This is a genomic window from Cronobacter dublinensis subsp. dublinensis LMG 23823 (assembly GCF_001277235.1).
GTDB lineage: Bacteria > Pseudomonadota > Gammaproteobacteria > Enterobacterales > Enterobacteriaceae > Cronobacter > Cronobacter dublinensis.
This window is the reverse complement of sequence record NZ_CP012266.1, coordinates 1,066,817-1,091,182: the sequence shown is the minus strand read 5'-3', so window position 1 is coordinate 1,091,182 and position 24,366 is coordinate 1,066,817. Positions and strand designations below refer to the sequence as shown.

Annotated in this window: 22 protein-coding genes; 7 read left to right on the top strand and 15 right to left on the bottom strand. The window is 60.2% G+C overall.

All coding sequences use genetic code 11. The features are described 5' to 3' along the window. Positions 1–34: 34 nt before the first annotated feature. The gene (gene thiI / locus AFK67_RS05005) at positions 35–1,483 is read right to left on the bottom strand and encodes a tRNA uracil 4-sulfurtransferase ThiI (RefSeq protein WP_007720365.1); all 1,449 of its coding nucleotides are present in this window, start codon (positions 1,481–1,483) and stop codon (positions 35–37) included. Between the two features lie 212 nt (positions 1,484–1,695). On the opposite strand from thiI, the gene xseB reads away from it, so the two are divergent. The 4 genes from xseB to AFK67_RS04985 all read left to right on the top strand — a co-directional run bounded on the left by xseB (position 1,696) and on the right by AFK67_RS04985 (position 5,772). Next, on the top strand, positions 1,696–1,938 hold the full coding sequence (gene xseB, locus AFK67_RS05000; RefSeq protein WP_007755514.1) for an exodeoxyribonuclease VII small subunit: 243 nt from the start codon (positions 1,696–1,698) through the stop codon (positions 1,936–1,938). A 2-nt stretch (positions 1,939–1,940) separates the two neighbouring features. Then, on the top strand, positions 1,941–2,840 hold the full coding sequence (gene ispA, locus AFK67_RS04995; protein WP_032967112.1) for a (2E,6E)-farnesyl diphosphate synthase: 900 nt from the start codon (positions 1,941–1,943) through the stop codon (positions 2,838–2,840). A gap of 26 nt (positions 2,841–2,866) precedes the next feature. After that, positions 2,867–4,729 carry a 1-deoxy-D-xylulose-5-phosphate synthase gene (gene dxs / locus AFK67_RS04990; protein ID WP_038884081.1) on the top strand — a complete coding sequence of 621 codons (1,863 nt, stop codon included), beginning with the start codon at positions 2,867–2,869 and terminating at the stop codon, positions 4,727–4,729. 68 nt (positions 4,730–4,797) lie between these two features. Continuing rightward, positions 4,798–5,772 (top strand): aldo/keto reductase, encoded by a 975-nt coding sequence (locus tag AFK67_RS04985; RefSeq protein WP_007720371.1) that lies wholly within the window; start codon positions 4,798–4,800, stop codon positions 5,770–5,772. A 40-nt stretch (positions 5,773–5,812) separates the two neighbouring features. Here AFK67_RS04985 and pgpA read toward each other — a convergent pair whose 3' ends face one another. From pgpA to nrdR, 6 genes are all read right to left on the bottom strand, one after another. Further along, positions 5,813–6,334, bottom strand: a complete 522-nt coding sequence (gene pgpA / locus AFK67_RS04980) for a phosphatidylglycerophosphatase A (protein ID WP_007720372.1) — start codon at positions 6,332–6,334, stop codon at positions 5,813–5,815. After that, a complete protein-coding gene (thiL, locus tag AFK67_RS04975; protein ID WP_038884084.1) occupies positions 6,309–7,289 on the bottom strand; it encodes a thiamine-phosphate kinase in 981 nt (326 codons plus the stop codon). Before thiL ends, pgpA begins: the two co-directional genes overlap by 26 nt. A 188-nt stretch (positions 7,290–7,477) precedes the next feature. After that, a complete protein-coding gene (gene nusB, locus AFK67_RS04970; RefSeq protein WP_007720376.1) occupies positions 7,478–7,897 on the bottom strand; it encodes a transcription antitermination factor NusB in 420 nt (139 codons plus the stop codon). Between the two features lie 21 nt (positions 7,898–7,918). Beyond that, complete coding sequence (gene ribH, locus AFK67_RS04965; protein WP_038864365.1) at positions 7,919–8,389, bottom strand: 6,7-dimethyl-8-ribityllumazine synthase; 471 nt, start codon at positions 8,387–8,389, stop codon at positions 7,919–7,921. Positions 8,390–8,475: 86 nt separating this feature from the next. Continuing rightward, the gene (gene ribD, locus AFK67_RS04960; RefSeq protein ID WP_038884086.1) at positions 8,476–9,579 is read right to left on the bottom strand and encodes a bifunctional diaminohydroxyphosphoribosylaminopyrimidine deaminase/5-amino-6-(5-phosphoribosylamino)uracil reductase RibD; all 1,104 of its coding nucleotides are present in this window, start codon (positions 9,577–9,579) and stop codon (positions 8,476–8,478) included. A gap of 3 nt (positions 9,580–9,582) precedes the next feature. Next, positions 9,583–10,032 carry a transcriptional regulator NrdR gene (gene nrdR, locus AFK67_RS04955; RefSeq protein ID WP_007673903.1) on the bottom strand — a complete coding sequence of 150 codons (450 nt, stop codon included), beginning with the start codon at positions 10,030–10,032 and terminating at the stop codon, positions 9,583–9,585. A gap of 154 nt (positions 10,033–10,186) precedes the next feature. Between nrdR and AFK67_RS04950 the strand changes: the two genes are divergently transcribed. Together AFK67_RS04950 and AFK67_RS04945 are read left to right on the top strand one after the other, a co-directional pair. After that, on the top strand, positions 10,187–10,747 hold the full coding sequence (locus tag AFK67_RS04950) for a SadB/YajI family lipoprotein (RefSeq protein WP_007720380.1): 561 nt from the start codon (positions 10,187–10,189) through the stop codon (positions 10,745–10,747). Positions 10,748–11,086: 339 nt separating this feature from the next. Next, positions 11,087–11,965 (top strand): nucleoside-specific channel-forming protein Tsx, encoded by an 879-nt coding sequence (locus AFK67_RS04945; protein ID WP_007720382.1) that lies wholly within the window; start codon positions 11,087–11,089, stop codon positions 11,963–11,965. A 169-nt stretch (positions 11,966–12,134) separates the two neighbouring features. On the opposite strand, the gene secF is transcribed toward AFK67_RS04945, so the two are convergent. The 5 genes from secF to queA all read right to left on the bottom strand — a co-directional run bounded on the left by secF (position 12,135) and on the right by queA (position 17,655). Beyond that, on the bottom strand, positions 12,135–13,106 hold the full coding sequence (secF, locus tag AFK67_RS04940) for a protein translocase subunit SecF (RefSeq protein ID WP_007720385.1): 972 nt from the start codon (positions 13,104–13,106) through the stop codon (positions 12,135–12,137). Between the two features lie 10 nt (positions 13,107–13,116). Continuing rightward, positions 13,117–14,964, bottom strand: a complete 1,848-nt coding sequence (gene secD, locus AFK67_RS04935; protein WP_071602754.1) for a protein translocase subunit SecD — start codon at positions 14,962–14,964, stop codon at positions 13,117–13,119. Positions 14,965–14,991: 27 nt separating this feature from the next. Beyond that, positions 14,992–15,324 carry a preprotein translocase subunit YajC gene (yajC, locus tag AFK67_RS04930; RefSeq protein ID WP_007720388.1) on the bottom strand — a complete coding sequence of 111 codons (333 nt, stop codon included), beginning with the start codon at positions 15,322–15,324 and terminating at the stop codon, positions 14,992–14,994. Between the two features lie 21 nt (positions 15,325–15,345). After that, on the bottom strand, positions 15,346–16,473 hold the full coding sequence (gene tgt, locus AFK67_RS04925; RefSeq protein ID WP_004387763.1) for a tRNA guanosine(34) transglycosylase Tgt: 1,128 nt from the start codon (positions 16,471–16,473) through the stop codon (positions 15,346–15,348). Positions 16,474–16,584: 111 nt separating this feature from the next. After that, complete coding sequence (gene queA, locus AFK67_RS04920) at positions 16,585–17,655, bottom strand: tRNA preQ1(34) S-adenosylmethionine ribosyltransferase-isomerase QueA (protein ID WP_007720392.1); 1,071 nt, start codon at positions 17,653–17,655, stop codon at positions 16,585–16,587. 101 nt (positions 17,656–17,756) lie between these two features. On the opposite strand from queA, the gene acpH reads away from it, so the two are divergent. Then, positions 17,757–18,338 (top strand): ACP phosphodiesterase, encoded by a 582-nt coding sequence (gene acpH / locus AFK67_RS04915; protein ID WP_007720394.1) that lies wholly within the window; start codon positions 17,757–17,759, stop codon positions 18,336–18,338. Here the strand turns inward: acpH and AFK67_RS04910 are convergent, their stop codons facing one another. From AFK67_RS04910 to malZ, 3 genes are all read right to left on the bottom strand, one after another. After that, positions 18,339–19,715 (bottom strand): DUF3999 family protein, encoded by a 1,377-nt coding sequence (locus tag AFK67_RS04910; protein WP_007720395.1) that lies wholly within the window; start codon positions 19,713–19,715, stop codon positions 18,339–18,341. Continuing rightward, entirely contained in the window at positions 19,712–22,423 is a 2,712-nt protein-coding gene (locus AFK67_RS04905) for a DUF2339 domain-containing protein (RefSeq protein WP_007720397.1), read from the bottom strand. The genes AFK67_RS04910 and AFK67_RS04905 overlap by 4 nt, the downstream gene beginning before the upstream one ends. An 84-nt stretch (positions 22,424–22,507) precedes the next feature. Continuing rightward, positions 22,508–24,325 carry a maltodextrin glucosidase gene (malZ, locus tag AFK67_RS04900; protein WP_007720404.1) on the bottom strand — a complete coding sequence of 606 codons (1,818 nt, stop codon included), beginning with the start codon at positions 24,323–24,325 and terminating at the stop codon, positions 22,508–22,510. Between the last annotated feature and the right edge of the window lie 41 nt (positions 24,326–24,366).

Genomic DNA, 24,366 nt, shown 5'->3' with positions numbered 1-24,366 from the left:
AGGGGATTTTTTTGTCTCTGCGAAACGCCCGGCGTTACGGACGGTAGACTTTCACATTCTTAAAGCCCTGCTCCAGCAGGTACAACGCCTGCAGGCGGCTCATCACGCCACGCTCGCACCACAGCAGGTACGTTTTGCTCTGGTCGAGATCGCCAAACTTCGTGCTGAGCTTGTAGAACGGCAGCGAAACCACCTCGACGCCGTCGATAGCCAGCGGTTTGTCATCCTGCTCGTCGATGGAGCGGATATCCAGGATCGCGTCGTTCGGGCCGAAACCGCTGACGGTTTCCACTTCCACCACCTGCTGCTCGGTCTGCTCGGCGATTTCGCGGATATCAACATTGGTGGCTTCAGCCACCACGCGGTCAAGAATAGTGAAATCGAAGTTCGCTTCTTCGGCTTCGATTTTCCCTTTCACGGCCTTCACAGTCGGGCTTTTCGAAATCACGCCGCAATATTCCGGCATGGTCCGCGCGAAATCTTCGGTGCCGATTTTGCGCGCGATATCGATAATGTGCTCTTTGTCATAAGAGATAAGCGGGCGCAGCACCAGCGTATCGGAGACATTATCGATAAGGCGCAGGTTGGTCAGCGTCTGGCTGGAGACCTGGCCCAGCGCCTCGCCGGTGACCAGCGCCTGCACGCCGTAGCGCTCCGCCACTTTCGACGCCGCGCGTACCATCATGCGCTTGAGCACAACGCCCATCTGGCCGTCGTCCACTTTTTCCAGAATTTCGCCGACGACAGGCTCGAAGTTAATCGCCACAAAACGCACGCGGTGCGAGCTGCCAAAGCGGCTCCACAGATAGTGCGCCACCTGACGCACGCCGATTTCATGCGCGGCGCCGCCGAGGTTAAAGAAGCAGTAATGCACGCGGCAGCCGCGACGCATCAGCATGTAGCTGGAGACACCGGAGTCGAAACCGCCGGAAATCAGCGACAGCACATCTTCCTGGGTGCCTATTGGGAAACCGCCGATGCCTTCGTAGCGGCCTTTGATCAACAGCAGACGATCATCTTCAATCTCCAGATTGACGGTGACGTCTGGCTGCTTGAGTTTGACGCGGGCGGATTCAATATGCTGATTTAAACCGCCGCCGACATAGCGCTCCACTTCAATAGAGCTAAACTCATGTTGACCGCGTCGCTTAACGCGCACGCAGAACGTTTTCCCTTCGAGCTGCTCACGCCAGTTGGCGAGCGCTTTCTCGAAAATGTCGTGCATGTCCGTGAACGGCACATCATCCACTTCCAGCACGTGGTGAATGCCGGGAATGCGGGTCAGCGCGTCAAGCACGGTATCGTGCATGGTTTCATCTTTAATACGCACCACGATATGGTCCCAGTGGCGAACCACGGCAAGATTTTCATCGTAGTGTTTCAGTACGTTACGAATATTCCCGGTCAGGATTTTTATAAAGCGCAACCGCACAGACTGGCTTTTAATGGTGATTTCCGGGAATAATTTAATGATAAACTTCATGGTGGCTATGATTCGTTGGCAAGCCCACCGGGGCTTAGAAAAGAGTACTGCAGGACGTCGAGCGCCTGCATCGTGAGCCCGGCAGTATATCACCATCGCGGTGTAACTGCGCCAGTTACCAACCCACAAGGCGTTATTTGCTAATCTTTGCGTCTCCGCTACCATGCAGTGTCGCTGAAATGACAGTTAACCCATAGAGTCAGACATTTACTATGCCGAAGAAAAATGAACAGCCGGCCAGCTTCGAAACAGCCCTGTCGGAACTTGAGCTTATCGTCACCCGTCTGGAAAGCGGCGACCTGCCGCTCGAAGAGGCGCTCAATGAATTTGAACGCGGCGTGCAGCTCGCGCGCCAGGGCCAGGTAAAACTGCAACAGGCGGAGCAGCGCGTGCAGATCCTGCTTTCTCAGAACGAAGACGCGCCTCTTACCCCCTTTACGCCGGACGCCGAGTAAACATGGATTTCAGTCAACAGCTTCAGTCGCAGGCTGAGCGGGCCAACAGCGCGCTGCAGCATTTTATCGGCGCCCTGCCGTTTCAGAAGAGTCCACTGGTTGAGGCGATGCTCTACGGCACATTATTAGGCGGTAAACGCCTGCGGCCGTTCCTGGTCTACGCGACCGGCGAAATGTTCGGCGTCAATCCGACCGCGCTGGATGCCCCGGCCGCCGCCATCGAGTGTATTCACGCCTATTCGCTGATGCATGACGATCTGCCGGCGATGGACGACGACGACCTGCGCCGCGGTCAGCCTACCTGCCATATCCGCTTTGGCGAAGCGAGCGCTATTCTCGCAGGCGACGCGCTGCAAACGCTGGCGTTCTCTATTTTAAGCGACGCGCCGATGGACAACGTGACGCTGCGCGACCGTCTCGCGATGGTCTCTGAGCTCGCGAAAGCGAGCGGCGTGGCGGGCATGTGCGGCGGTCAGGCGCTCGATCTCGAAGCCGAAGGCCAGCAGGTCGATCTCGACGCGCTGGAGCGCATCCATCGCCATAAAACCGGCGCGCTTATCCGCGCGGCGGTTCGCATGGGCGCCTTATGCGCTGGCGATAAAGGCCGCGAGGCGCTGGGTTATCTTGACAGCTACGCAGAAAGCATCGGCCTCGCCTTCCAGGTACAGGATGACATTCTGGATGTGGTGGGTGATACTGCAACCCTTGGTAAACGCCAGGGTGCCGATCAGCAACTTGGCAAAAGCACCTATCCCGCCCTGCTGGGTCTTGAGCACGCTCAGGCGAAAGCGCGCAGTTTGTGCGACGACGCGCTGGCGGCGCTGGCGCCGCTGAAAGCCCAGGCGCTGGATACCGCGACACTGGAAGCGTTAGCGAATTTCATAATCCAACGTGATAAATAAACGTATAACACCACGATGAGTCTCTGATGAGTTTTGATACTGCCAAATACCCGACCCTGGCGCTGGTGGACTCCACTGCACAGCTGCGCCTGTTGCCAAAAGAGAGTCTGCCGAAGCTGTGCGACGAGCTGCGTCGTTACCTGCTCGACAGCGTGAGCCGCTCAAGCGGACACTTCGCCTCCGGGCTTGGCACGGTGGAGCTTACCGTGGCGTTGCATTACGTCTACAACACGCCGTTCGACCAGCTGGTCTGGGACGTGGGCCATCAGGCCTACCCGCATAAAATTCTGACCGGACGCCGTGACCGCATCGGCACCATTCGTCAGAAAGGCGGCCTGCACCCGTTCCCGTGGCGCGGCGAGAGCGAGTATGACGTGTTAAGCGTCGGCCACTCGTCCACCTCCATCAGCGCAGGCATCGGCATCGCCGTCGCCGCGGCGCGCGAGGAGAAAAACCGCCGCACCGTCTGCGTGATTGGCGACGGCGCCATCACGGCCGGCATGGCGTTCGAGGCGATGAACCACGCGGGCGATATTCGCCCGGACATGCTGGTTATCCTTAACGACAACGAAATGTCGATTTCCGAGAACGTCGGCGCGCTGAATAACCATCTGGCGCAGCTGCTTTCCGGCAAGCTCTATTCACGGCTTCGCGAAGGCGGCAAACGCGTCTTCTCCAATGTGCCGCCCATCAAAGAACTGCTCAAGCGCACCGAAGAGCACATCAAAGGGATGGTGGTGCCGGGCACGCTGTTTGAAGAGCTGGGCTTTAACTATATCGGCCCGGTAGATGGCCACGACGTGCTGGGCCTGGTGCATACGCTCAAAAACATGCGCGACCTCAAAGGCCCCCAGTTCCTGCATATCATGACCAAAAAAGGTCGTGGTTATGAACCCGCCGAGAAAGACCCCATTACTTTCCACGCGGTGCCGAAATTCGATCCGGAAAGCGGCACGCTGCCGAAAAGCAGCGGCGGCCAGCCGAGCTATTCGAAAATTTTCGGCGACTGGCTGTGTGAAACCGCGGCGAAAGACGACAAGCTGATGGCGATCACCCCCGCCATGCGCGAGGGCTCCGGCATGGTCGAGTTCTCCCGCCAGTATCCGGGGCAATATTTCGACGTGGCGATTGCCGAGCAGCACGCGGTCACCTTCGCGGCGGGTCTCGCGATTGGCGGTTATAAGCCGGTGGTGGCTATTTACTCTACCTTCCTGCAACGCGCCTATGACCAGGTTATCCACGACGTCGCTATCCAGAAATTGCCGGTGCTGTTCGCGATTGACCGCGCGGGCATCGTCGGTGCCGATGGTCAGACGCATCAGGGCGCGTTCGATCTCTCTTATCTGCGCTGCATCCCTGATATGGTCATCATGACGCCGAGCGATGAGAACGAGTGCCGCCAGATGCTGTTTACCGGCTATCACTACAACGACGGCCCGAGCGCTGTCCGTTACCCGCGCGGCAATGCGCTTGGCGTCACGCTGGAGCCGCTCCAGAAACTGCCGATTGGCAAAGGCGTGGTGAAACGCCACGGCGAAAAAGTGGCGCTGCTCAACTTCGGCACGCTGCTGCCGGAGGCCACTCAGGCCGCCGAAGCGCTCAACGCGACGCTTGTGGATATGCGCTTTGTGAAACCGCTCGATGAAGCGCTGATCATGGAGCTTGTCGAACGCCACGAGGCGCTGGTGACGATCGAAGAGAACGCCATTATGGGCGGCGCAGGCAGTGGCGTTAACGAGCTGCTGATGGCGAAGCGTAAACCGGTGCCGGTGCTGAATCTCGGTCTGCCGGATCACTTTATCCCGCAGGGCACCCAGGACGAAGCGCGCGCGGAGATTGGCCTTACCGCCGACGGCATCACGCGGCGCGTGCGCGACTGGCTCGCCTGACCTCTGCTTCGTTTCCGCTCCTGCTATGCTTAAAGGTACCTTTGTGACCCTAAAGCAGGAGCGGAACCATGCAATACAAGCAATTAGGAAAAACCGACCTTCAGGTTTCCCGTCTGTGCCTGGGCTGTATGACATTTGGCGAGCCGGACCGCGGTAACCACGCCTGGACTCTCCCCGAAGAAAGCAGCCGCCTTATCATCAAACACGCCCTCAATGGCGGCATTAACTTTTTCGACACCGCCAACAGCTATTCCGACGGCAGCAGCGAAGAGATCGTCGGGCGCGCGCTGCGCGATTTCGCACGCCGCGAGGATGTCGTTGTCGCCACCAAGGTCTATCACCAGGTCGGCGACCTGCCGCAGGGGCTCTCCCGCCCGCAGATCCTGCGCTCCATTGACGACAGCCTGCGCCGCCTCGGCATGGAGTATGTCGACCTGCTACAAATCCACCGCTGGGACTACGACACGCCGATTGAAGAGACGCTGGAGGCGTTAAACGAGGTGGTGAAAGCCGGTAAAGCGCGCTATATCGGCGCGTCTTCCATGCATCCGCACCAGTTCGAACAGGCGCTGAACCTGCAAAAAGAGAACGGCTGGGCGCCGTTCGTCACCATGCAAAACCACTACAACCTGATTTATCGCGAAGAGGAGCAGGAGATGCTGCCGCTCTGCTATCGCGAAGGCGTGGCCGTTATCCCGTGGAGCCCGCTGGCGCGTGGCCGTCTCACTCGTCCGTGGGGCGAAACCACGGCGCGGCTGGTGTCTGATGAATTTGGCAAAACGCTCTACAGCGAAACCGAAGAGAACGACGCCAGGATCGCCGAACGGCTGGCGTATATCGCGCAGGATAAAGGCGTCAGCCGCGCGCAGGTGGCGCTCGCCTGGCTGCTGAGCAAACCGGGCGTTGTCGCGCCGATTATCGGCGCGTCGCGCGAGGAGCAGTTGCAGGAGCTGATCGAAGCGGTTGAGGTGACGCTCACCAGCGAGGAGATGGCCGAGCTGGAAACGCCTTATAAAGCGCATCCGGTCGTTGGGTTTAAATAAGCCAAAAAAAATCAGCCCTCAGAAGCGAGGGCTGACGGTTTTAAATCAGGCCGATGGGCCAGTGATGGCCAATCCAGTAGAGCAGGCCCGCCGAGATAATCCCTGCCACGATGTCATCCACCATGATCCCCATGCCGCCGTGAACGTTGCGGTCAAACCAGCGGATAGGCCAGGGTTTCCACATATCGAAAATACGGAAAATCACAAACCCGGCGGCGACCCATTGCCAGTCGTGGGTGGGCAGCGCCATGAGCGTTATCCACATGCCGATAAACTCATCCCAGACGATGCTGCCGTGATCGTGCACGCCCATGTCTTTGGCGGTCTGATGGCAGAGATAGACCCCGAGGCTGATGCCGAACATCACCACCAGCGAGTAGAGCTGCCAGGGCAGAAACGTCATCAGATACCAGAACGGGATCGCGGCAAGCGAGCCCATCGTGCCCGGCACCCACGGGCTTAAACCGCTGCCAAAGCCCGTGGCGAGCAGGTGCCAGGGGTTGCGTAAATTCAGCCGGCTTTTAGCGACATCCTTATTAAACGTGCGTTTCGAAGTGGTCATATCCTTTCCAGTCGAGCGTTACCGGCGCGCCATCGCGTAAAAAAACCATGCCTTCGGCAGCAGTGGTCAGCTGTCCGATGCAGGTCACGGGCACGCCGAGATGATTCACCGCCACCTCCAGCGCACCGCGATTAATCTCCGACACCGTAAAGCAGAGTTCGTAATCTTCGCCGCCCGACAACGCCCAGCGCAGCGCCTGTTCCGGCGTGGTGTTGCGCGTCATTGCGGCTGAATACGGAATTTCGTCAAGATCGATGCGCGCGCCGCAGTCGCTTGCCTTGAGGATGTGCCCGAGATCGGAAATCAGCCCGTCGGAGAGATCGATAGCCGCGCTCGCCAGCCCGCGCAGCGCCTGACCGTGCAACACACGCGGCGTCGGGCGCAGGTGGCGTTTAATGAGATAGTCGGCATCGGGGTCGTTCTCTGGTGTCAGGCGCTGCTGCAAAATCGCAAGCCCCGCGGCGCTGTCGCCCGGCGTGCCGGTGATGTAGACCCAGTCGCCAGGCCGCGCGCCCGAGCGTTTCAGCGCCCGTCCGGCCGGGACGAAACCGTGAATGCCAAGCGTCATCGACAGCGGGCCGCGCGTGGTGTCGCCGCCGATAAGCTGCATATCGTAATAGTTGAGTTGTTCAAACAGGCTGTCGCTGAAGGCCTCAAGCCAGGGCTCATTGACCTCCGGCAGGGTTAATGCCAGCGTCAGCCAGGCCGGGTCGGCGCCCATCGCCGCCAGATCGCTCACGTTGACTGCCAGCGCCTTGTAGCCGAGATCGCGCGGATCGATATCCGGTAAAAAGTGAATGCCTGATACCAGCGTGTCGGTACTGATCGCCAGGGTCTGCTTCTCCGGCACGGTTAACAGCGCGCAGTCGTCACCGATGCCGGTTTCAACATCAAGACGAGAGCTTCTGACCCGATCGAAATAACGTGCAATCAGGGAAAACTCGCCGCATGCCATAGGGTTATGCCTCAACACAAGAGAAAAGAAGAAAAGGCCGGAAGCCCGGCCTCAGACAGCAGACGAAGAACAGCAGGTTCTTCGCATTGATGACCATAGTAGACAATCGCCAGCTTTTTGCCCGTCTGACGCACAGAACGGTAAAAGAAAACGAGCGCCAGGTCTCGCCTGCCGATGGCAGGCGGATTTTACTTTTTGTTGGGGCGGATATACGGCGCGGCTTTGTCGAGCACGCCATTGACGAACTTGTGGCTGTCTTCGGCACCGAAGACTTTCGCCAGCTCAATCGCTTCGTTGATGGCCACTTTGTACGGCACATCGTCACGTTTTGAGAGTTCGAACAGCGCGATGCGCAGCACCGCTTTCTCCACCTGGCCCAGCTCTTCGAGCTGACGGGACAGGTACGGCTTCATCAGGCCGTCGAGATAGCCGCTGTTGGTCGCCACCCCGGAGAGCAGTTCGCGGAAATACATCACGTCCACATCTTTGACATCCTGTTCCGCCAGGAACTGGTATTCAACATCGGCGATGTCGTTATGGGACAACTGCCAGGAGTAAAGCGCCTGGACGGCACACTCACGGGCGCGGCGACGAGCAGCAGGTTTCACGGAATTCCCCTTACAAAAAAATCAGGCCTGGATAGCCTTCAGGACATTAATCATTTCAAGCGCGGTCAGCGCCGCTTCGGCGCCCTTGTTACCGGCTTTGGTGCCAGCGCGTTCGATGGCTTGTTCAATACTTTCAGTGGTGAGTACGCCAAAAGCTACCGGGATTTCGCTGTTCTGCGCCACGTGGGCCAGACCATTGCTGGCGCCGCCCGCAACGTATTCGAAATGCGCAGTGCCGCCGCGGATCACCGTACCGAGCGCGATAACCGCGTCATACTTTGCGGTTTTCGCCAGCGCCTGTGCCGCCAGCGGCAGCTCGTAAGCGCCTGGCACCCACACCACGGTGATGTTTTCATCTTTTACCTGACCAATACGTTTCAGGGCGTCGATCGCGCCTTCCAGCAGGCTGTCATTGATGAAGTTGTTGAAACGCGCAATGGCGATGGCGACGCGAGCGTCCGGGGCAGCAACGGTAGCTTCAATAATGTTCATACTCTTACCTTAGGGTTATGTAGCCCCCGCAGGGGGCGGATTTTATCATACTCTTTCGCGCACTGCTTACGTTTTACGTCCCGCCGTCAGGCGAGCGCGAGGCGCAGGCGCAAATCGGGGCCGACCTGTACGACGTCGCGAAATTCCAGACGCGGCGCGTCGCAGAGTCGCTCAAGGCCTGGCAGCGCGAAAAGCCCGCGGGCCTCGCTGCCGAGCAGTTTCGGGGCCATATACACGATAAGTTCGTCCACCAGACCGGCATGGAGCAGCGCGCCGGCGAGCTGCGGGCCCGCTTCCACCCACAGGCTGTTCACCTGGCGTTTGCCCAGTTGCATCATCAGCAGGACGAGATCCAGCTTGCCGTTATGTACCGGCGTCGGAAGTTGTTCAACGCCCGCAGGCCAGACGGCGTCGTCAGGGGTGGCGCGGGCAAGCCAGGTTTCGCCAGGCTGATTGACAATCCTGTGTGCGGGCGTCACCTGATTCTGACGGTCAAGCACGATACGCAGCGGCTGGCGCAGGTTTTCACGCGGGTAAAGCGCCTGCGTGTCTTCGCCGAGTTCGTCCCAGCGCACGGTCATCGACGGGTCGTCCGCCAGCACGGTGGCGCTGGTAGTGAGGATAGCATGGCTTTCGGCGCGCAGACGCTGCACGTCCCGCCGGGCCTGCGGCGAGGTTATCCACTGGCTTTCACCGCTCGCCATCGCCGTGCGCCCGTCAAGCGACGCGCCAAGCTTGAGTTGAATAAACGGAAAGCCGGTGCGCATGCGCTTGAGAAAACCTTTATTCAGGGCCTCGGCCTCGCTCATCATCAGCCCGTGGCTGACGTCGATGCCCGCCTGCTGCAAACGATAGAGCCCGCGCCCCGCCACTTGCGGGTTCGGGTCCTGCATCGCCGCGACGACGCGCGCGACGCCCGCGTTAATCAGCGCGTCGCAGCACGGCGGCGTGCGTCCGTGATGGCTGCACGGCTCCAGCGTGACATACGCCGTCGCGCCGCGCGCCCTGTCGCCCGCCATACGCAGCGCGTGGACTTCCGCATGCGGCTCGCCTGCGCGCAGGTGGAAGCCTTCGCCGACAATCGCGCCATCCTTAACGATAACGCAGCCTACGCGCGGGTTGGGGTGTGTGGTAAAGCGTCCCTGGCCCGCGAGCGTGAGCGCGCGCGCCATGTAAAATTCGTCGGACATCGGTTAATCCTGTAAGCGGGCGATCTCTTCGCCGAATTCGCGGATATCTTCAAAGCTGCGGTAGACCGAGGCGAAGCGGATATACGCCACTTTATCGAGCTTTTTGAGCTGTTCCATGACCAGATTGCCGATAAGTTTGCTCGGTACTTCGCGCTCGCCGGTGGCGCGCAGGTGGGATTTGATATGGTTGATGGCCATTTCGACGTCGTCGGAACTGACCGGACGCTTTTCCAGCGCTTTCTGCATGCCGCTGCGCAGTTTGTCTTCGTTAAAGGGCTCGCGCACGTCGTTGCTTTTCACCACGCGCGGCATCACCAGCTCGGCCACCTCAAACGTCGTGAAACGCTCATGGCACACCAGGCACTGGCGGCGACGGCGTACCGAGGAGCCCTCACCCACCAGGCGGGAATCGATCACTTTAGTGTCAACGGCGAAACAGAACGGGCAATGCATAGCGCTTCCTGACTGAAAAAGTTAACTGAACAACAGTTTACCCTGAACTGGCGGGACTACAAAGACGCAACCATTTTGAGACAAAGGCGCTATGCCAGACGCGCCGCCAGGCTCTACCATTACTGCACCTCACCTTTTTCAGGAAAAGCGAACAATGACAACACGTTATCTGAAATGGCTGATCGCAGGCAGCACCCTGGCCCTGAGCGCCTGCGCCCCGCAAAGCGAAGTGCGCCAGATGCACCAGAATGTCAGCACGCTGAATCACGAAATGACGAAGCTGAAGCAGGAAACCGTCAAAATCACGCAGCAGAACGCGCTGAATGTAAAATCGCAAAGCGGTGTTTACCTGTTGCCGGGCTCGAACACTCCGGCGCGCCTCAGCAGTCAGCTCGGGATGCTGAAAATGTCGCTGCGCAACGTCTCGGCAGGCGCGAACGGCACGCAGGCGGCGCTATTTATTCAGAGTGAATCCAACGAACCGCTGCCCGCCTTTACCGGCACCGTAGAATGGGGCCAGCTGCAGGGCACGACGGAAAACTATCAGGAAGTGAACGTGCAGAATCAGCCGTTCAGCGCGCCTGCCAGCACGCTGGCGCCAGGCGACGTTTCGATTCCACTGACGCTTAGTGGTATTACGCCAGAACAACTGGGTTTTATCCGCGTGCATGATATCCAGCCGCTTATCGCCAGCGACGCCGTCGTCGCGCCGTAATGCTCCCTTAGCCAGCGGCGCACCATTTGTTACATTCGCGCCGCTGCGCCCTCTTGCGTTCTCACGCCGTTAACTTCCGTCTTTTGCCGCCATTTCCATAAAAAGTGGCACCACGAATGTTGGCAGAGTTCCCTTATGCCGTTAGAATCCGCTTTCCGATGTACGCAAACGTGAACGCAATCGATTACGTACATGACAAGAATGTGAAATGCCACATATTTTTGTGAGGCTGGATACTTATAATAGGCAGCACAATTTATGCGGTGGCGGCCAGCCCGCCAAATGCGAAAGCTTTACTCCACCCAGAAATGGGGATTTCCTTAAAACAGTGGCTCTATTATGAAAAAAATTGTTTTAGCTGCCGGTGCAGCCCTGGCGCTCTCCACCTCTTTTACTGCCAGTGCGGCAGAAACCAGCAATAGCGAGTTTGTTTCCGACTGGTGGCACCAGAGCGTGAACGTCGTGGGCAGCTACCACACCCGCTTCGGACCGACCATCCGCAACGATACCTATCTGGAATATGAAGCTTTCGCGAAAAAAGACTGGTTTGATTTCTATGGCTACCTGGATGCGCCGGTATTCTTCGGCGGCAACCGCGATGCCAAAGGGATCTGGAACAAGGGTTCCCCGCTGTTTATGGAGATCGAACCGCGTTTCTCCATCGACAAACTGACCGGCACCAGCCTGGCGTTCGGCCCGTTCAAAGAGTGGTACTTCGCCAACAACTATATCTATGATATGGGTCGTAACGACTCTCAGGAACAGAGCACCTGGTATATGGGCCTCGGCACCGATATCGACACCGGCCTGCCGATGAGCCTCTCCCTGAACGTCTATGCCAAATACCAGTGGCAGAACTACGGCGCCCCGAATGAAAACGAGTGGGATGGCTACCGCTTCAAAGTGAAATACTTTGTGCCGATCACCCAGCTGTGGGGCGGCAACCTGAGCTATATCGGCTTTACTAACTTTGACTGGGGTTCAGACCTCGGCGATAAAGGCGGTTACGCGCTCAATGGCGTGAAGGCCCGCACGAACGACTCCATCGCCTCCAGCCATATCCTGGCGCTGAACTACGATCACTGGCACTACTCTGTAGTGGCGCGTTACTGGCACAACGGCGGCCAGTGGAACGACGATGCCGAACTGGCATTCACCAACTACAACACCCGCTCTACCGGTTGGGGTGGTTACCTGGTCGTCGGTTACAACTTCTGAGCCTGACAAGCTCAATGAAAAAGCCAGCGTATGCTGGCTTTTTTTATGGGCGCGGGTGACAAATAGCGAGCAAACCTGCTGCCTGCAACGCGCACGGCGCATCATCAAGGCGAAAAAAAACCGCAGGCCAAAACCTGCGGTTTTTACTGTCACGTAACGTCTCAGGCGATTACGGCAGAATGGAGGGCTGATCGGCGCCCTCTTTTTCCACCTTCTGCTGCAGCAGATGTTCACGCTTCATGCCGAGCTTGAGCGCCAGCGCGGACGCGACGTAAATCGACGACGCCGTACCGATGGACACGCCGATAAGCATGGTCAGCGAGAAGCCCTTCAGCATCGCGCCGCCGAACAGGTACAGCATGAGGATCACGACAAGCGTGGTGCCGGAGGTGATCAACGTCCTTTGCAACGTCTGGGTCAGCGACACGTTAAAGATTTCGTAAGGCGTACCGCGACGGATTTTGCGGAAGTTCTCACGAATACGGTCGGAGACCACGATGCTGTCGTTCAGCGAGTAACCGATGACCGACATCAGCGAGGCGATGATGGTCAGGTCAATCTCTATCTGGAACAGCGACAGTATGCCCATCGTGATGATAACGTCGTGCGCCAGCGCGATAACCACACCCGCCGCCAGACGCCACTCAAAGCGGAATCCGACGTATACCAGAATGGAAATCAGCGCGACCAGCAGCGCCATCGCGCCCGCCTGGGCGAGATCCGCGCCTACGCTCGGACCGACGAACTCGATACGCTTCACCGCCGCGTTCTGGCCGGTGGCTTCGTTAATCACGTTCAGCACTTTGCTGCCAAGCGTCTGACCGCCGGTTTCGCTCGGTGCTGGCGGCATACGTACCATGATGTCGCGGCTGCTGCCGAAGTTCTGCAGCAGCGGCTCTTCAAAGCCCGCCTTTTCCAGCGACTGGCGCATTAAATCCAGATCCGCAGGTTTTTCCAGCGCTATCTCGATGACCGTACCGCCAGTGAAATCCAGGCCCCAGTTAAAGCCGCGCACGCCCATCACCACAATCGAGGCGACAAGCAGCAGGCCGGAAATGGCGAAGGCCCAGTAGTCCCAGCGCATAAAGTCATAGACTTTACGGCCGTGGTTCAATTGTTCAACAGTATATTCCTGTGCCACAACGCACTCCTCAGATAGACAGCTTGTTGATGCGTTTGCCGCCGTACAACAGGTTTACAATGGCACGGGTACCGACAATAGCGGTGAACATGGAGGTCGCCACGCCGATACCGGTCGTGATAGCAAACCCTTTAATCGCGCCGGTCCCCACTGCGTACAGGATGATGACCTTAATCAGCGTCGTGATGTTGGCGTCGAAAATGGAGCTGAACGCCCCGCGATAGCCTTCATCAATCGCCTGCTGGACCGAACGACCGTTGCTGAGCTCTTCTTTAATACGCTCGTTAATCAGTACGTTCGCATCGACCGCGACCGCAAGGGTTAACACAATCCCCGCGATACCCGGCATGGTCAGCGTCGCGCCCGGCAGCAGCGACATAATGCCGACGATCAGCACCAGGTTCGCCAGCAGCGCCGAGGTGGCGATAAGACCGAACTTCTTATAGAACAGGACCATGAAGAGGATGGAGACCGCGAGGCCCGCCAGACACGCTTCCAGACCCTGAGTGATGTTCTGCATACCCAGCGTCGGGCCGATGGTGCGCTCTTCTACAATCTGGATCGGCGCAATCAGCGCGCCCGCACGCAGCAGCAGCGAGAGTTGACGCGCTTCGTTCGCATTGTCGATGCCGGTAATCACGAAGTTCTGACCAAGACGCGCCTGAATGGTCGCGACGTTAATCACCTCTTCGTCTTTCGCCAGAATGCTGCGCCCGTTAGCGTCTTTCTTACCGCTGTCCTTATATTCCACAAAGAGCGTCGCCATCGGTTTACGCAGGTTGTCTTTGGTGAAGTTGGACATGATATTGCCGCCCGAGCTGTCGAGCGAAATATTCACCTGCGGCATGTTGTACTGGTCAACGCCGGAGGTGGAATCGGTAATATGATCGCCGGTCAGAATCACGCGTTTGTACAGCACCACTGGCTGGCCTTCACGCGTCATCTTCACTTCGGAATCGCCAGGAATACGGCCCGCGGCGATGGCAGAAGGGTCGACAGAGTTGTTAACCAGACGGAATTCAAGCGTCGCGGTCGCGCCGAGGATCTCTTTGGCGCGCGCGGTGTCCTGAATACCCGGCAGTTCAACCACAATGCGGTCGGTGCCCTGACGCTGTACCAGCGGCTCAGCGACGCCCAGTTGGTTAACGCGGTTACGCAGGATATTAATGTTCTGCTGAACGGCATATTCACGCGCTTCGCGCAGACGTTCATCAGACGGCACCGCGCGCAGGCTGTTATCACCCTGGCTTGAGATAACCATATCGCGATGACGGGCAGTCAGATAAGAAACCGCGGCGTCACGGGTGTCGCCGTCGCGGAACTGGATCGTCATGCCGTAGTTTTCAGCTTTACGGACGTTAGTCCAGTTCAGGCCTTTATCGCGCAGATCGCTGCGCATGCCGTCCATGTTCTGCTCCTGGAGCTTGCTAAGCGCGGTTTGCATATCCACTTCCATCAGGAAGTGCACGCCGCCGCGCAGGTCAAGACCCAGCTTCATTGGTTCAGCGGAAATAGTGGTGAGCCAGCGTGGGGTGGCAGGCGCGAGGTTAAGCGCAACGACGAATTGATCGCCCAGCGCGCTCATCAGCGCTTCGCGAGCGCGCAGTTGAGTATCGGTGGAGTCAAAGCGCGCAAGAATGGCGCCCTCTTCCAGAGCCACAGATTTCGCGGAGATTTTTTCTTTTTGTAACGTATTCTGGACCTGGACCAGCGTTTGATCACTGGCGGCGACGCCGCGCGCGCCAGTGATTTGAACAGCCGGATCCTCACCATACAGGTTGGGAAGTGCATAAAGCAGGCCGACGAGAAGCACGACGACCAGCATAAGGTACTTCCACAAAGGATAACGGTTTAACACGGCAGTTCCCTTTGGGAAAACAATGGATTACAGCGCCTTCATGGTGCCTTTCGGCAGGACGGCTGCGACGAAGTCACGCTTGATAACCACTTCAGTGGTGTCGTTCAGGGCGATAGCAATGTAGCCGTTTTCCGCTACTTTGGTCACGCGGCCGACCAGACCACCGTTTGTGAGCACTTCATCGCCTTTCGCGATAGAGCTCATAAGGTTTTTATGTTCTTTGGTGCGCTTCTGCTGCGGACGCAGGATCATGAAATAGAAGATCAGACCAAATACCACCAGCATCAGGATCAGTGACATCGGGCTGCCCTGAGCCGGCGCACCGCCAGCGGCTACCGCATCAGAAATAAAAAAGCTCATTCAAATTCCCTCATTATTAAATTAATCAACGTTCAACGGTGGCACCGGCCGCCCCTGACGTTGGTAGAAATCCGCGACGAAGTGCTCTAATTTACCCTCTTCAATAGCCTTGCGTAAACCAGCCATTAAGCGCTGGTAGTGGCGAAGGTTATGAATGGTATTAAGACGCGCGCCCAGTATTTCGTTGCAACGGTCGAGATGATGCAAGTAGGCGCGTGAATAATTGCGACAGGTATAGCAATCACACTCAGGATCCAGCGGCCCCGTATCGCTTTTGTACTTCGCGTTGCGGATTTTCACCACGCCTTCGGTGACGAAAAGATGGCCATTGCGAGCGTTACGCGTCGGCATTACGCAGTCGAACATATCAATGCCGCGACGTACGCCTTCGACCAGGTCTTCCGGTTTGCCCACGCCCATCAGGTAGCGCGGTTTATCTGCCGGGATCTGCGGGCAGACATGTTCCAGAATGCGGTGCATATCTTCCTTCGGCTCGCCGACAGCCAGGCCGCCGACAGCGTAGCCATCAAAGCCTATCTCTACCAGACCTTTAACTGAGATATCGCGTAAATCTTCGTAAACGCTACCCTGAATAATACCGAACAGCGCGTTTTTATTACCGAGGCTGTCAAAGCGGTCGCGGCTGCGTTTCGCCCAGCGCAGCGACATCTCCATCGAGCGCTTCGCGTAGTCCCAGTCAGCCGGGTACGGCGTGCATTCGTCGAAGATCATCACGATGTCAGAGCCGAGATCGAACTGGATCTCCATCGATTTTTCCGGGTCGAGGAAAATCGGATCGCCGTTGATCGGGTTGCGGAAATGCACGCCCTGCTCGGTGATTTTACGGATATCGCCCAGACTGAAGACCTGGAAGCCGCCGGAGTCGGTCAGGATCGGGCCTTTCCACTGCATAAAATCGTGCAGGTCGCCGTGCAGTTTCATGATCTCCTGGCCAGGACGCAGCCAGAGGTGAAAGGTGTTGCCGAGGATAATCTGCGCGCCGGTGGCTTCCACTTCTTCCGGCGTCATGCCTTTAACGGTGCCGTAAGTGCCCACAGGCATAAACGCCGGGGTTTCCACCACGCCGCGATCAAATACCAGGCGGCCGCGGCGTGCGCGGCCATCGGTCGTATCAAGTTCGAATTTCACGTTTTTCTCCACATCAGAGAGACAGTCTGATGATTAATGTTACAGGGTGAAGGCCCCCTTCACCCCGGCCCTCTCCGGTTAAGGAGAGAGAAAAAAGCGGCAAGCGCCCGGTTATTCGCCCGGACGCTCGAAAATGGCCTGCGGATTGTACGTGATATACATCGCGTCGCCGTAACTAAAAAAGCGATACTCCGCTTTTACCGCTTCGCGGTAGGCGTTCATGGTGTGCTGATAGCCCGCAAACGCCGACACCAGCATGATGAGCGTCGATTCCGGCAGGTGGAAGTTCGTCACCAGCGCGTCGATCACCTGATACTGATAGCCCGGGTAGATAAAGATCTGGGTGTCGCCGAAAAACGGCGCGATCGGCGCGTCTGTCGCGGCCTGCGCCGCGCTTTCCAGCGAGCGTACCGATGTGGTGCCGACGGCAACTACTTTATTACCGCGCGCTTTCGCCGCCAGCACCGCGTCAACCACGTCCTGCGGCACTTCCGCGTATTCGGAGTGCATCACATGATCTTCGATGCTCTCCACGCGCACCGGCTGGAACGTGCCCGCGCCGACGTGCAGCGTCACGAACGCCATCTCAACGCCTTTTTCGCGCAGGCGCGCCAGCAACGGCTCGTCAAAATGCAGTCCCGCCGTCGGTGCCGCGACCGCGCCCGGTTTTTCGCTGTAGACGGTCTGATAGAGTTCGCGGTCGGACGCTTCGTCCGGGCGTTCGATATAGGGCGGCAGCGGCATATGGCCGATGCTGTTGAGAATATCAAGCACCGGACGCTCGTCGTTAAACTGCACTTCAAACAGCGCGTCGTGGCGTGCGGTCATGGTCGCGTTTACGCTTTCATCATCGCCCAACAGCAGCTCTGCGCCCGGCTTCGGCGCTTTGGACGCGCGGATATGAGCCAGCACGCGGTGGTCGTCGAGCATACGCTCCACCAGCACTTCAATCTTGCCGCCGCTCGCCTTACGGCCAAACAGGCGCGCCGGGATCACGCGGGTGTTATTAAAGACCAGCAGATCGCCGGGGTTGAGCTTATCGAGTAAATCGGTGAAAGTGCCGTGCGTGAGATCGCCCGTCGGCCCGTCGAGCGACAGCAGGCGACAGGCGCTGCGCTGAGCTTGTGGATAGTGAGCTATCAGGGATTCGGGTAATTCAAAGGAGAAATCGGTCAAACGCATGGCTGGAACTCTGACTTAAAAAACAGGCGGCTAGTCTAGTGCCGGGGCGCGCTCCCTGCAACTGATAAGCCGCTTTATCTCTCTTTCTGGAAAGGATCGTTATGAATTTTCTCGCCCATTTGCACCTCGCGCATCTTGCGCAAAGTTCGCTGCCCGGCAACCTGATGGCGGACTTTGTGCGCGGCAAACCGGACGCGCTTTACCCGGCGGATGTCGTGGCGGGAATTTACATGCACCGGCGCGTGGATGTACTCACCGATAACCTGCCGGAAGTCCGTGAAGCGCGCGACTGGTTCCGCCCGGAAACCCGCCGCGTAGCCCCGGTCACGCTGGACGTGATGTGGGATCACTTTCTCTCGCGACACTGGGCGCAGATCTCGCCCGCTCTCCCGCTCGGCCAGTTTGTCGGCTATGCGCACGCGTTGATCCTGCCAACGCTCCCCGACGCGCCCGAGCGTTTCGTCAACCTCAACGAGGTGCTCTGGCGCGAACGCTGGATGGAGCGCTACCGCGAAATGGACTTTATCGCCCGCGTGCTCAACGGCATGGCGAGCCGCCGCCCGAAGCTGGCGGCCCTGCGCGACTCCTGGGACGATCTCGATACCCATTACGCCGCGCTGGAGCGCCAGTTCTGGCGCTTCTACCCGCGTATGATGGAGATGGCGCGCCAGCAGACCCTCTGATTACGCCGCTTTTTCGCCGCGGATCTCCCGCCACAGCCGCCAGGCGAGCAGCAGCAGCCCGGCGGCGCCCGCCACCAGTACAGCCCAGATAAGCCACGTGTAGCTCGTGCTGCGCTGCGCGACGGCGTCTTTCGCGACCAGCCGCGCATCGCCGCCCAGCGCCACGGATCTGGCCGCCTGCGCGTAAGGCAGCGTCTCAAGGCTGCGCTGCCCCGGCACCAGCGTTTGCAGCGCGAGCGCCTGCGGCTGTGCGGCGCCATTGCCCCAGGCGAGCAGGAACGGACCGCTCCCCTGAGCGTTAAACACCAGCGTTTTTTCATCACGCTCGCCGGTCACTTCCGGCAGCGCCTCCCCGAAGCGCTGATTGACAGCGCGCACGCGCAGGGAGGAAATCAGCTCGCCGTGCAGGGCGATCCTCACCACCGGGCGATCCGCCAGGCGGTAAATCACGGTGCGGGCGAGCGGCTGCCAGGCCATGTTGTCCGCGCTGCGGTAGTCGATTTCTACCGGCACGACGGCGTTCTCCTGCGCCGGGCGCAGCGTCAGCGCATCAAACGGCTGCGGGCGCGACCAGCGGTAGACCGCCGCGTCGTCGGGCGTTTTCACGCCCTGCGCGGGCAGCGGTATGCGCACCGGCTGCGGATGCGGCGCCTGCCACTGTCCGGTCGCTGCGGTAAAACTGAGCGGCGCGCTGGCGTTTTTCACCACCACCAGCAGGTATTTCGCGCCGGAGAGCCTCAGCCCGTCACTGAAATCCACCTTGTCCTGCAACAGACGACGATCGCCCGAGGTTAAATCCATCAGCGGCGCGTCGGTCACTTCCGGCTGCCAGTCGCGCAGCGCCTCGCTGCTGAGGATATCGACCCGCGCCTGCCAGCCCTTCGCCTGCTGCGGCCAGGCGAGGCGCAGCTGCGTCAGCACCTGCTCGCCATGCCCTTCGCCAAGCGGAATAAGCCAGCTCGCGCTCATCGTCTCGCCGGGCGAGTTTTCCAGACGAACCTGCACGCCCGACGGCATGGTCAGCAGCACCGCGTTCGGGTCATCCTCGCGGGTGGGTTGTTGCGGCTGCGCCTCGAGCTTATATACCGTCAGCGGCGCGCTTTGCGGCGCAGGCGCGGGCGGCGTCGTGGTTTCCAGCGCGAAAGGCAAGTTCGCGCCCTGCGCGTTGAATACGCGGACATCACGCAGATCCGGGAAGGCGCTCTGCTGATAGACCGCCTCCGGCAATACCAGTTGATACCAGGGCGACTGCCCTTCGACGGCGAGCTCCATGCCGCGCGCGTAAGCCTGCGGGCTCTCCGCCCGGGTTGACGCGTCATCACCTGCCGCGCAAGCGGCGGCCACCGCCCAGACGAGGGCTATCCAGTATGATTTCATTCTGACTCTCCCTGACGGGTGTTGACCGGCTGCGCCGCTTTCGGCGGCAGCGGAGAAAAATAACCCACAATCAGCACCAGCACCGCGACGCCGATAAACGCCACGGCGCGCGCGAGGCCGCCGCCATGAGCGCTGTCCACCAGCATCAGCTTCACAATCACTACGCCAAGCAGCCCCGCGCCGCAGAACCAGCCCTGCCGCGCGCCTTTACGCGTGGCGCGCACCATGACCAGCAACGCCAGCAGCATCCAGAGCAGCGCGAAGGTGGTCTGCACCAGGCGCGAATCCCACAGCGCATCAGCATACCAGGGAATGTCGCCTGCCCAGGCGAGCGTGCGCAGCACCAGCCCGTTGCCCCACCAGAACAGCAGCGCCAGCCAGGCGAGCGGCGCCCAGGGCTGCGCCTGGCGCAGAAGCGGCATCCAGAAGCGCGTCAGCAGCCGCCACCAGCTCAGCACCGCCAGCAGCGCAAAGCCCGCGCCAAGCTCCAGCGGGTTGAGCAACGGCAGATACGGCCAGTCGGCCGTCACGCCATTGAGCAGATTGCCGGTGAGCAGTAACAGCGCAAGCGCAGGCGCGAGCGGCGCGAGCCCCGGCCCGCTGTAAAGCGCAGGCCACGCCGCGAACGGCCACCACTGCCGCCGTAATGCCGCCTTCACCAGCAGCACGATGGCTGCGCTGACGGCCAGAATAATCCCCGTCTGCCACGCCTCGCTGCCCCACGGCAGGCTGTCGGTAAACCACCAGGTCTCGGCAGCAACGGCCAGCAGCAGCATCCAGAACAGCGACAGATGCAGCCCCTGCTGAAGACGAACCGGCAGCGCGCTGGCATCCCGGCGCAGCAGCCACAGCGCGCACGGCAGCGCCAGACACCAGACGAGGCTGTGCCAGCCTGCCCGGACCAGCGCGCCGTCAATCATCAGATGGCACAGCAGCATCAGCGTCATGCCCGGCCACAGCAGCCAGACGGCATGACCAAGATCCGGCCACGCGGCTTTACGCGCGGTCACGCGCCACAGCAACGCGGAGAGCGCGAGCAGCGCAAGCGTACAGGCGACGCCCGTAGAGGCATCATGGAACGCCCAGCGCGACGCCGCGATCAGCGCCATCAGCCAGAACGCGATACCCGCGCCAAGATGCGCGCGGCTCACCTGTCGCTGCGGCTCACGCCACAGCCAGCCGCCCGCGAGCCAGCAGAGCGCCAGCACCGCGCAGATAAACGCCGCGTTCAGCAGCGCGATGCCGTCGAGCCAGGCGTACATCGCGCTCGCCGCCGCCAGCGCCAGCAGCGCGCTGCCGCTGTAGCTCATGCGGCGCTGGGCCTGTTGCATGCCGAACCACAGCAGTCCGAGCCCTTCCAGCGCCCAGGCGAGCGCCGTCCAGCGTGCCGAGAGCGCCAGCGGAATGGCGAGCGTGACAAACGCGCCGCCGAGCGCCAGTCCGCCCATCGCCAGTATGCGCCCGTGCTGCGGGTAGCGGCGCAGCGCGAAACGAGCGAGCAGCAGATAGACCAACCCGAAACCGAGCGCGGAAAACGCCGGGCCGTAGGTCCAGTGGCGGGTTATCGCGTACTGCATCCCGAACCCGATCAGCGGCGGCGCAAACAGCAGCACGCCGTCGACGATTTTCTTCTGCTGCTGCGCGCGTAGCGACAGCGCCACGCAGACCACGCCGAAGAGCAGAATATTGGCGATTAAAAAGATCTGGCAGCTCAGCCACTCATCCGGCTGATAACCATTGATCCCCCAGAGACCCGCCACGCCGAAGGTAAACAGGAGCCCGAGCAGATTCAGCTCGCGCCAGTGCTGCCAGACGCTCACGGCGGCGATGCCCACGGAAAGCAGCAGATAGAATGAGAACAGCGCGATATGGCTGCCGCCGCCGGTAGAGAGCAGCAGCGGCGCGAGATAACCGCCGAGGCTCGCCAGCATCGCGAGACTTAATGCGCGTTGCAGCACCGCCAGCGCCACGCTCGCGGCGCATACGACCAGCATCAAACCGAAAGCCAGCGGCATCGGCAGCATCTGCCAGAGCCGGAACGCGCCGAAAATGGTGATATAGAGCGCGCCAACCGCGCCGCCCTGAAGGATCAGCGCGTAGAGGGGAGAGGTATGCCGCAGCCGCCAGCCGAACGCCAGCAGCGCCAGTCCTGCGACGCCCGCGCCCGCGACGCGCAGCTCCAGCGGCAGCATGTCGCGCTCGACGCTATAGCGCAGGAGGAAAGAGAGCCCTAAAAAGAGCAGGATCACGCCGATTTTGGCGAGCGGATTGCCCTGCATAAACCAATGGGCCAGGCCTGAAAACACGCCGCCCAGAGCTGACTCGCCGCCGTTTTCCTGAACCGGCGTCTCGCGGCGCGGCGCAGTGTCACGCGTCTTCGGTTTCGCCGCAGACCGCACCGCCTGCGACCAGACCGGCGGCGCATCAGCCGCCTGCGGCGCAGGTGTCGGTTCAGGTTCATTTACAGGCTCAGCCGCAGCGGTGACAGGCGCAGGCGCCGCCTGCCACGCAGACGATACGACAGGCGCAGGCGCGCTCGCCGCCGGGGCGCCCTCAAGCCGCGCTTCCAGCGTCGCTACCCGCTCGCGCAGGCGCTGCAGTTCGGTTTCGTTACGTGCGCTGCGCGTGAGCGCCATGATGGCCATGATGGGCACCACGACCACGCAGAACAGCGCAATCAGAGCAGCAAACACAAAAATCTCATCCATTGATTTCAGACCCTGCGGCAGATGTGCGGCTACTTTCCCATATCTGAATGAAAAGCGGTATTCCTTTACCGCGTTTCGGTGCGCTTATCGCGCGCGCCAGATAACCGCCGCTCCTGCCGCCAGCCGCAGCGCCTGTCCTTCCAGCGCGCCGTCGCCCTCTTCACGCGTCCAGGTATTGCCCTCAAGCAGCGGCGAGAACGCCAGCGTCACGTCGCAGGCCGCGCCGCGATTGAGCGCCACCAGCACCCGCTCCTGCTGAAAGACGCGCGCGAAGACGATAACGTCGCCTTTTGCGTACATCACCTGACACCCGCCGGCGCGCAGCGCCCGGCTGCGGTGGCGCAGGCGCGCGAGGCGCTGATAGAGCGCGAGCAGTTCGCCGTCCTGCTGCGCCTTATCCCACGGGAACGGCTGGCGGCAGAACGGATCGTTGCCGCCCTCGACGCCCACTTCGTCGCCATAAAAAATGCAGGGCACGCCAGGCCAGCAGAAAAGCCATACCGCCGCCGCCCGCAGACGCGCCGGATCGCCGTTAACCAGCGTCTTAAAGCGCGCGGTGTCGTGACTGTCGAGCTGGTTAAACATCCGCAACTGCTGCTGGTGCGACAGCGCCGCGCGGTACTCTTCCATCCAGCGGATGCAGTCGGCGGCGTCGAGCCGTTGCGGCTCAAGGCCCTGATCCACGCCCGCGAGAAAACTCCACAGCGGCGTGGTAAAGCCGCGGTAGTTCATCGCCGCGTCTTCCGCGTCGTTTTGCAGCCACTGGCGCGCGTCGCCGAAATGCTCACCAAAGACAAACGCCTGCGGATTAACCGCTTTGGCGGCGCGCGTAATGCCCTCAACATGGCGCAGGTTTTCTTTCGCCCCGCCGCGCTCGCCGAGCATATGCACCACGTCGAGCCGCCAGCCGTCGATACTCCACGGCGCTTTCAGCCAGTGTTTCACCACGCTCGCTTCGCCCGCGTAAATTTCCTCCACCACGCCGCGCTCGGCGAAATCGAGCTTCGGCAGGCTGTCGTAACCGAGCCAGCAGAACGCGTGGCCGTCATCGGTGAAGCTGTACCAGTTGCGCGTTGGCGAGTCAGGGTGATGGCACGCGCCATCAGCGCCGTGGTTCTGGCGATCAAACCACGGGTGCGTGTCGCCGGTGTGGTTAAAGACGCCGTCCAGAATCAGGCGCATATCCGCCTCACGCGTTTTTTCGCGCAGGCGCAGCAGCGCCTCGTCACCGCCGAACTGCGGATCGACGTGGCGGTAATCGGCGGTGTCATATTTATGCACGCTCGGCGCGCTAAAGATCGGGTTGAGGTAGAGCGCCGTGACGCCGAGCTTTTTCAGGTAGGGAAGCTTTTCGCAGATGCCATCGAGATCGCCGCCGTAAAACGTCGAGGCGCCCGCCTCCTGGCTTACCGGCTCATGCCAGTCGCGCAGGATGATGTCGCGTCCCTGGTCGTGGTGATAGTAAACCTTGTCCTGCTGCGCCCCGCGCGGCGTGCTGCGGGCAAAGCGGTCCGGGAAAATCTGATAAAACACCTGGTCCTGCACCCAGTCCGGGCCGTCGTCCGGCGCGTCAATCGCGAACAGCGCCAGGCGGGCCGGCGGAAATTCGCTAAAGCCCAGCGGGCTGAACCACTGCTGGCGATCGCGCCAGAGCAGTTTAAAGGCGTAGCGGCGGCGCGGCTGGCCGTCGCCGAGCGGAATGCTCGCCTGCCACGCGCTGACCTCCGGGTGCGGCGCGCCTGGCAGGCGCTTCATGGTAAAGGGCGTTTCTTCGTTATCGCGCTCATAGCGCAGTACGACAGTTTCCGGCAGCGCGTCGCCCTTGAGCCAGAGGGTTATCTGTAACGTCTCCCCTTGCTTGCGAATAAAGGGCGCGACGGGGAGATGCCAGGCATTCAACATACACTTAATCCTTAATCGACAGAAAACGGGGCGATCTTTTC